A 6,251-nucleotide genomic window follows, 5' to 3' on the forward strand; every position below is an offset into this window, starting at 1 on the left:
GAGGGGTTCGATCCATCCGCGCAGCGGATGCACACCTTCGATGCACGGCATCGAAGGCCCGAAGGGCGCGCCAAAGGCGCGTCATCCCCGTGGGGACGCCACATCAAAGCCCGCGCAAGCGGGCTTTATCGTGACTGAGTGTCTGGACATAACTCAGGCGTCGCGGTTGTGCCGCCGCATCACCCGCTGTTTCTCGCGGTCCCAATCGCGCTGCTTGCTCGCATCGCGCTTGTCGTGGGCCTGCTTGCCCTTGGCCAGCGCCAGATCGGCCTTCACCTTGTTGCCCTTCCAGTACAGCGCGGTCGGAATCAGGGTGTAGCCATCCCGCTGGATGCGGCCGGTCAGCTGGTCGATCTCCCGCCGGTGCAGGAGCAGCTTGCGGGTGCGCCGATCATTTGCGACCACATGCGTCGAGGCTTGGATCAATGGCGTGATCTGCGCGCCAATCAGGAACAGCTCGCCCTGCAACACCACGGCGTAGGCATCGCCGATGTTGGCGCGACCGGCACGGATCGCCTTCAACTCCCAGCCCTGCAGGGCAAGGCCCGCCTCGAAGCGCTCCTCGAAATGGTAGTCGTGGCGGGCACGCTTGTTCAGAGCGATCGTACCGCCGCCCTTTGGCTTATCCTTGCCGTCGTGCTTGCTCATCCCTGCATTCTCGCCGATCCGATCCTTCCGCGGAGCATCATCGACCCGAAGGCGGCTTCCCCGCGATCCATCAATCGTCCGCGGCATCCAGAATCGGCGCCTATCGCCTTGTTGGCACAAACGACATCCTGCATTCGCGTCCCATCGAGGGTGCTAGCCTGATGCGCGTTCAACTGGTCAGGTCCTGGCCACATCGCTGCGAACGGATGGAGGTCGACGTCGATGCGGGCGCGCGGATTGCCGATGCACTGGCGGCGACAGGGTGGGGGCCTGACGGTGAATTCGTTGCCCTTGCGGTGTTCGGCCAGCCGGCATCGCTGGACATCCTGCTGCACGAAGGCGACCGGATTGAACTGTTGCGCCGCCTGCGCGTGGATCCCAAGCAGGCGCGCAGGCTGCGCGCAACCAAAGCGTGAGTCCATGCAAACGCCGCAGGGTTACTGGCGACGGCGCTTCCTGTCGTCCGGGTTCAGGTTCGGACCGTAATAGCGGATCACGTCGCGCGACAACTGCGCATCACGCTCCGGGAAAGACTCGCCTTCCCAGCGCACCACCTTGTCGTTGTCGAAATAGACCGTCAGGTTCTTGATCTGGGTCTGGTCGCGACGGCCCACGCGCTCGGTCGCCGTGTAATCCCAGCGATCGTGATGGAACGGATCGGAAATGGACGGGGTGCCGAGCAGGGCAAGCACCTGCTGGCGGTCCATGCCGGCCTGCAGCTGTTCCACCGACGTGGGTTCGAGCAGGTTGCCCTGGAACACCGGCTGGCGATACAGATAGCTGCAACCGCTCGTCAACACGGTCGCAAGGAGGACGGAAAGCAGCTTGTGGTGCATCGGCGGGGTGGGGCAGTGGTGGAATGCCGATGATACACTGCCCGAGGCGGCTTTCAGGGCGCTACGCGTCAAGCACAGTTCAGGCCCGGTGGGCTGGCGGGCCCGTGTTCCAAGCGATCTTCCAAGTCGCGCTTGGCCCACTCCCGCCGTGATCCGGACACGCCGCACGACGCCCGCGCGCACTCGTCGAACGAAGGAGATATCGATGCCACGCGATCTTCGCAAAGCCGGCCTCAAGGTCACCCATCCGCGACTGCGCATCCTCGAACTGCTTGAGCACGCCAAACCGCGCCACATGACCGCCGAGGACATCTACCGCCAGTTGCTGTCCGATGGCGAGGAGATCGGATTGGCGACCATCTACCGTGTGCTGACCCAGTTCGAATCCGCCGGGCTCGTGCTCAAGCACAATTTCGAGGGCGGCACCGCCGTCTATGAGCTGGATCGCGGCGAACACCACGACCACATGGTCGATGTCGAAACCGGCAAGGTGATCGAATTCCAGAGTGGCGCCATCGAGGAATTGCAGCAGAAGATCGCCGCCGAGCACGGCTATGTGATCGAGGACCATGCGCTGGTGCTGTACGTCCGCAAGAAGCGCTGAGTCAACGCTGGTTTTCGTAACCGACGTTGCGCACGCGCATCGGGCCTGCACGGGATCACGACACCACCTCAAAGCCCAGACCGCAGCCCCGCGTCCCAACCGCGGTGACTGGTCGATTCGCTTGCCGCCCGCATCGAGTCGATCGCAAGATCGAAGGTGTAGCCCGCCAGCACGATCGGCTGCTCCGACGCGGCCAGCACCCACAGCGGTCGGGCGGCGATCACGGCGTCCATCGCCCCGCCACGCAGCAGGTGTTGCCGATCGCCGTCCTGCGCAGCGCTCATGTCAGCCATCGTTGGAGATCAGCGTCGCAGTATAGTCCGCGTCCGCGAGTGCGGCGATGACTGCATCTGCACTGAACTGGCCATGCGCGCGCACTTGCTTACTCGCCAGATCCACCTCGACACGCGCAGTCGCATCGAGCGCCTGCAATGCGCGGGTGACGGCGTTGACACAATGCTGGCAGCTCATGTTTTCGACATTCAGCAACATGATCGTGTTCCTTGTTGGGATTGTGAACAACCCGGACCTTCCCGCCTGCCAAGGATGGCTGGCAGCCAACTCCACGTCGAAGTTGTTCAGCCCCTCCTGCCGGCCGGGTTGAGGCCAGTGTCGAGCTTGCCACGGCGGGAAGGTCAAGCGATGATGTGCCCGCTTGACCTTCCCATGATAGGAAGGACGAGGATGGTCGGCATCCCCATCGCAGGCCCGACCCCATGCAAGCCGAACCGGCGACATACCAATTCGACATCTCCGGCATGACCTGCGCTTCCTGCGCGGGCAGGGTGGAGAAAGCCTTGCGCAAGATCGCGGGCGTCACCGATGCCAGCGTCAACCTGGCAACCGAATCTGCTGCGGTCACGACCGATGCCACGGTCACCGAACAAGCACTGGTGCACGCGGTCGAGCAGGCCGGATACGGCGCGGCGCGTCGGTTCGAAACCGCAACGCCGGGGACGCAACGCCATGGCCGTCCAAGCGAAACGATGTCACTACTCCTGGCCAGCCTGTTGTCGTTGCCCTTGACCGCACCGATGTTTTTGATGCCCTTTGGCGTGCATTGGGCACTGCCTGGCTGGGCGCAGTGGGCATTGGCCACGCCGGTGCAGTTCTGGCTGGGCGCACGCTTTTATCGTGCCGGATTCGCCGCGTTGCGTGTGCGCAGCGGCAACATGGACCAGCTGGTCGCATTGGGCACCAGCGCCGCCTATGGATTGAGCGTGTACCACCTGCTCGCGCCGGCCGGCCACCACGCCGCGCCGCTGTATTTCGAAGCGTCCGCGGTGGTCATTACCCTGATCTTGCTCGGAAAGTGGCTTGAAGCACGCGCCAAACGCCAGGCCAGCGACGCGATCCGCGCCCTGCAGGCGCTTCGTCCGGACACGGCGCGGGTGTCACGCAATGGCATCGAAACACGCGTACCGATCACCGAGGTCGTCGTCGGCGACGAGGTGGTGGTGTTGCCGGGCGAGCGTATCCCGGTGGACGGTGAGGTGCTGGAAGGCCGCAGCCACAGTGATGAATCCCTGCTCAGCGGCGAGTCGCTGCCGGTGCCGAAGGCGCGTGGCGATGCCGTCACCGGCGGCGCAGTGAACGGCGAGGGCAGGTTGCGCCTGCGCACGACCGCCATCGGTGCAGAATCCGCACTGGCGCGGATCGTGCGGCTGGTGGAGGACGCTCAGGCAAAGAAGGCGCCGATCCAGCGCATCGTCGACCGGGTCAGCGCGGTGTTTGTGCCGACAGTCATCGCCATCGCGCTCGTGACCCTGCTTGGCTGGGGCAGCGCCCGCGGCGACTGGACGCAGGCCTTGCTCAACGCTGTCGCGGTGCTGGTCATCGCCTGTCCGTGTGCGCTGGGGCTCGCGACGCCTGCGGCGGTGATGGCTGGCACCGGGGTCGCCGCACGCGCCGGCATCCTGGTCAAGGACATTGAGGCGCTGGAAATCACCCGCCAGTTGCGCACCGTCGCCTTCGACAAAACCGGCACCTTGACCCTTGGCAAGCCGACGCTGACCGGGTTGCATGCGCTGGATGGCAACGACACCGCACTGCTGGCGCTGGCCGTGGGCCTACAACGAGGCAGCGAACATCCATTGGCCAAGGCGGTGCTGGATGCCGCGGCGCAACGCGGTGTGCAGGCGGCCGAGGTCACCGACATCACCGCGGTGGCCGGCCGTGGCGTGCAGGGCAGGCAGCATGGGCATTCGCAGTTGGCGTTTGGCCATGCACGCTGGATGGGCGAACTCGGCGTGGATCTGCAATCTGCGCATGCATTGGCTGACGCAGCGGCGCGCGCCGGACGGACACAATCCTGGTTGGCGGAAAACGCGGGGCAGGGCTGGCGCCTGCTGGGTCTGTTGACGTTCGGCGATGCACCGCGTCCGCAGTCCCGGCAGGCTGTCGCCGAATTGCGCGTGCTGGGCGTGCGCCCGCTGATGCTGTCCGGCGACAACGCTGCAGCGGCGAAATCGACTGGCAATCAATTGGGCCTTGCGAACGACGAAGTCCGCGCCGAGTTGTTGCCGGGCGACAAGGTGCAGGCGATCCGCGAACTGGCCAAGGATGGCCCAGTGGGGATGGTGGGCGACGGTCTCAATGACGCGCCGGCGCTCGCCGCCGCCTCGGTCGGGTTCGCCATGGGCAGTGGCACCGACGTCGCAATGCATGCGGCTGGCGTCACCCTGATGCGGCCTGATCCGCGACTGGTGGCCGATGCCATCGACATCTCTCGCCGCACCGTGCGCAAGATCCGCCAGAACCTGTTCTGGGCATTTATCTACAACGTGATTGGCATTCCTCTGGCAGCACTGGGCATGCTGGACCCGATACTGGCCGGCACGGCGATGGCGGCATCCAGCGTCAGCGTGGTGGCCAATGCGCTGCTGCTGCGGCGGTGGACGCCGAGCGCCCGCGATTTGAACCCGCACCAGAATCCTGGAATGCCCGCATGAATGCACATCGACTGTCGCGACCGGAGCTGGCCGACGCACTGGAACAAGGCTTTCACAACATCGGCCAGGCCGCCGAACTGAGCGGCGTATCGGCCAAGATGATCCGCCATTACGAGCGCATCGGCCTGATCGCGCCAGCGGCGCGCACCTTTGCAAACTACCGCCTGTATGGCGAGGCCGACCTGCACCGACTGCGTTTCATCAAGCGAGCGCGCTCATTGGGATTTTCGATCAAGCAGATCGAATCGCTGCTGGCACTCTGGGACGACCCGCGTCGCGCCAGCGTCGAGGTCAAGCAGCTTGCGCGCACGCACGCCGCCCAGCTTGGCGAGAAGATCCGCGAACTGCAGGCGATGCAGCGCACGCTGGAAACCTTGGCGAAGCGCTGCCATGGCGATGGTCGCCCGACCTGCCCAATCCTCGACGACTTGGCCGGGGGCGGCTGACAATCCAGGCGTCGGGTGAGGCGAATTCTGACTCCACGGCGGGTACTGGTCCGACTGCTCTTGCCGCGACCTCAAGCGATGTTGGCCATCGACGAATGCACTCGCTGCCAACGAATCCCGCCATGCCACTCTCTCTCCGTCACTGCCTGTTGATCGCGTGCACCATCGCCTTGGCGTTCTGCTTTCCCGCTCGCGCCGCGCAGGCCGAGAGTCTCTACCGCTGCGTCGCACGCGACGGCGCAGTGAGCTACCAAACCCAGCCTTGCAGCAAGGGGCAACGGCTGGATCGAATCGTTGACTATCAACCCGTGCCAGCGAACCTTGCGGAGGCAGCGCCGGAACAGCCACGCGCCGAGGCGAGACAACGCCGGCGAACCGCGGCGCGGATTGTTCGTTCACCGCGTCGTCACGCCACCGCATACGAACGCTGCCAAGCGGCGAAGGCGAAACGGGGATCGACGTTACGACGGCTCGGTCTACGTCGCACTTACGACCATTTGAGCCGTCTCGATGCCCAAGTTCGCGCTGTCTGTGACGATTGAGGCTCGTCAGCGTGCGGCCCCTGAACCAACACAGGCGCGTGTTCAACGGCGCGACGCGACGGGGCATGCCCGAGATCGCTCAGCCACGGGCGATCGGTGTCGCCTACAGCGCCACTGTCGTGTTTGTTTGCCAGGTTGATTCGTATGCGGCCATCGTCTTGCCGGGTGGGGTCACGACTGCATCCTGACATTGCACACCATTTACATAATAGACATTATGCGAA

Annotated in this window: 8 protein-coding genes; 4 read left to right on the top strand and 4 right to left on the bottom strand. The window is 64.8% G+C overall.

Annotated features, from left to right (window positions below):
- Positions 1-153: 153 nt before the first annotated feature.
- Positions 154-648, bottom strand: a complete 495-nt coding sequence (gene smpB / locus IT472_RS01685; protein WP_297177410.1) for an SsrA-binding protein SmpB — start codon at positions 646-648, stop codon at positions 154-156.
- A gap of 161 nt (positions 649-809) precedes the next feature.
- Here smpB and IT472_RS01690 point away from each other — a divergent pair, with 161 nt between their 5' ends.
- Positions 810-1,064: an RnfH family protein gene (locus IT472_RS01690; RefSeq protein ID WP_297177413.1), complete on the top strand. Its 255-nt coding sequence runs from the start codon at positions 810-812 to the stop codon at positions 1,062-1,064.
- 21 nt (positions 1,065-1,085) lie between these two features.
- On the opposite strand, the gene bamE is transcribed toward IT472_RS01690, so the two are convergent.
- On the bottom strand, positions 1,086-1,484 hold the full coding sequence (gene bamE, locus IT472_RS01695) for an outer membrane protein assembly factor BamE (RefSeq protein WP_297177415.1): 399 nt from the start codon (positions 1,482-1,484) through the stop codon (positions 1,086-1,088).
- A 205-nt stretch (positions 1,485-1,689) separates the two neighbouring features.
- Between bamE and fur the strand changes: the two genes are divergently transcribed.
- Positions 1,690-2,088 carry a ferric iron uptake transcriptional regulator gene (gene fur / locus IT472_RS01700; protein WP_297177418.1) on the top strand — a complete coding sequence of 133 codons (399 nt, stop codon included), beginning with the start codon at positions 1,690-1,692 and terminating at the stop codon, positions 2,086-2,088.
- 68 nt (positions 2,089-2,156) lie between these two features.
- Here the strand turns inward: fur and IT472_RS01705 are convergent, their stop codons facing one another.
- Positions 2,157-2,372 (bottom strand): hypothetical protein, encoded by a 216-nt coding sequence (locus tag IT472_RS01705; protein ID WP_297177421.1) that lies wholly within the window; start codon positions 2,370-2,372, stop codon positions 2,157-2,159.
- Between the two features lies 1 nt (position 2,373).
- Positions 2,374-2,580, bottom strand: a complete 207-nt coding sequence (locus IT472_RS01710; RefSeq protein ID WP_297177425.1) for a heavy-metal-associated domain-containing protein — start codon at positions 2,578-2,580, stop codon at positions 2,374-2,376.
- 224 nt (positions 2,581-2,804) lie between these two features.
- Here IT472_RS01710 and IT472_RS01715 point away from each other — a divergent pair, with 224 nt between their 5' ends.
- Complete coding sequence (locus IT472_RS01715; RefSeq protein ID WP_297177428.1) at positions 2,805-5,039, top strand: heavy metal translocating P-type ATPase; 2,235 nt, start codon at positions 2,805-2,807, stop codon at positions 5,037-5,039.
- A complete protein-coding gene (cueR, locus tag IT472_RS01720; RefSeq protein WP_297177431.1) occupies positions 5,036-5,485 on the top strand; it encodes a Cu(I)-responsive transcriptional regulator in 450 nt (149 codons plus the stop codon). Before IT472_RS01715 ends, cueR begins: the two co-directional genes overlap by 4 nt.
- Positions 5,486-6,251 lie beyond the last annotated feature (766 nt).

Source organism: Thermomonas sp. (assembly GCF_020850895.1).
Taxonomy (GTDB): Bacteria; Pseudomonadota; Gammaproteobacteria; order Xanthomonadales; family Xanthomonadaceae; genus Thermomonas.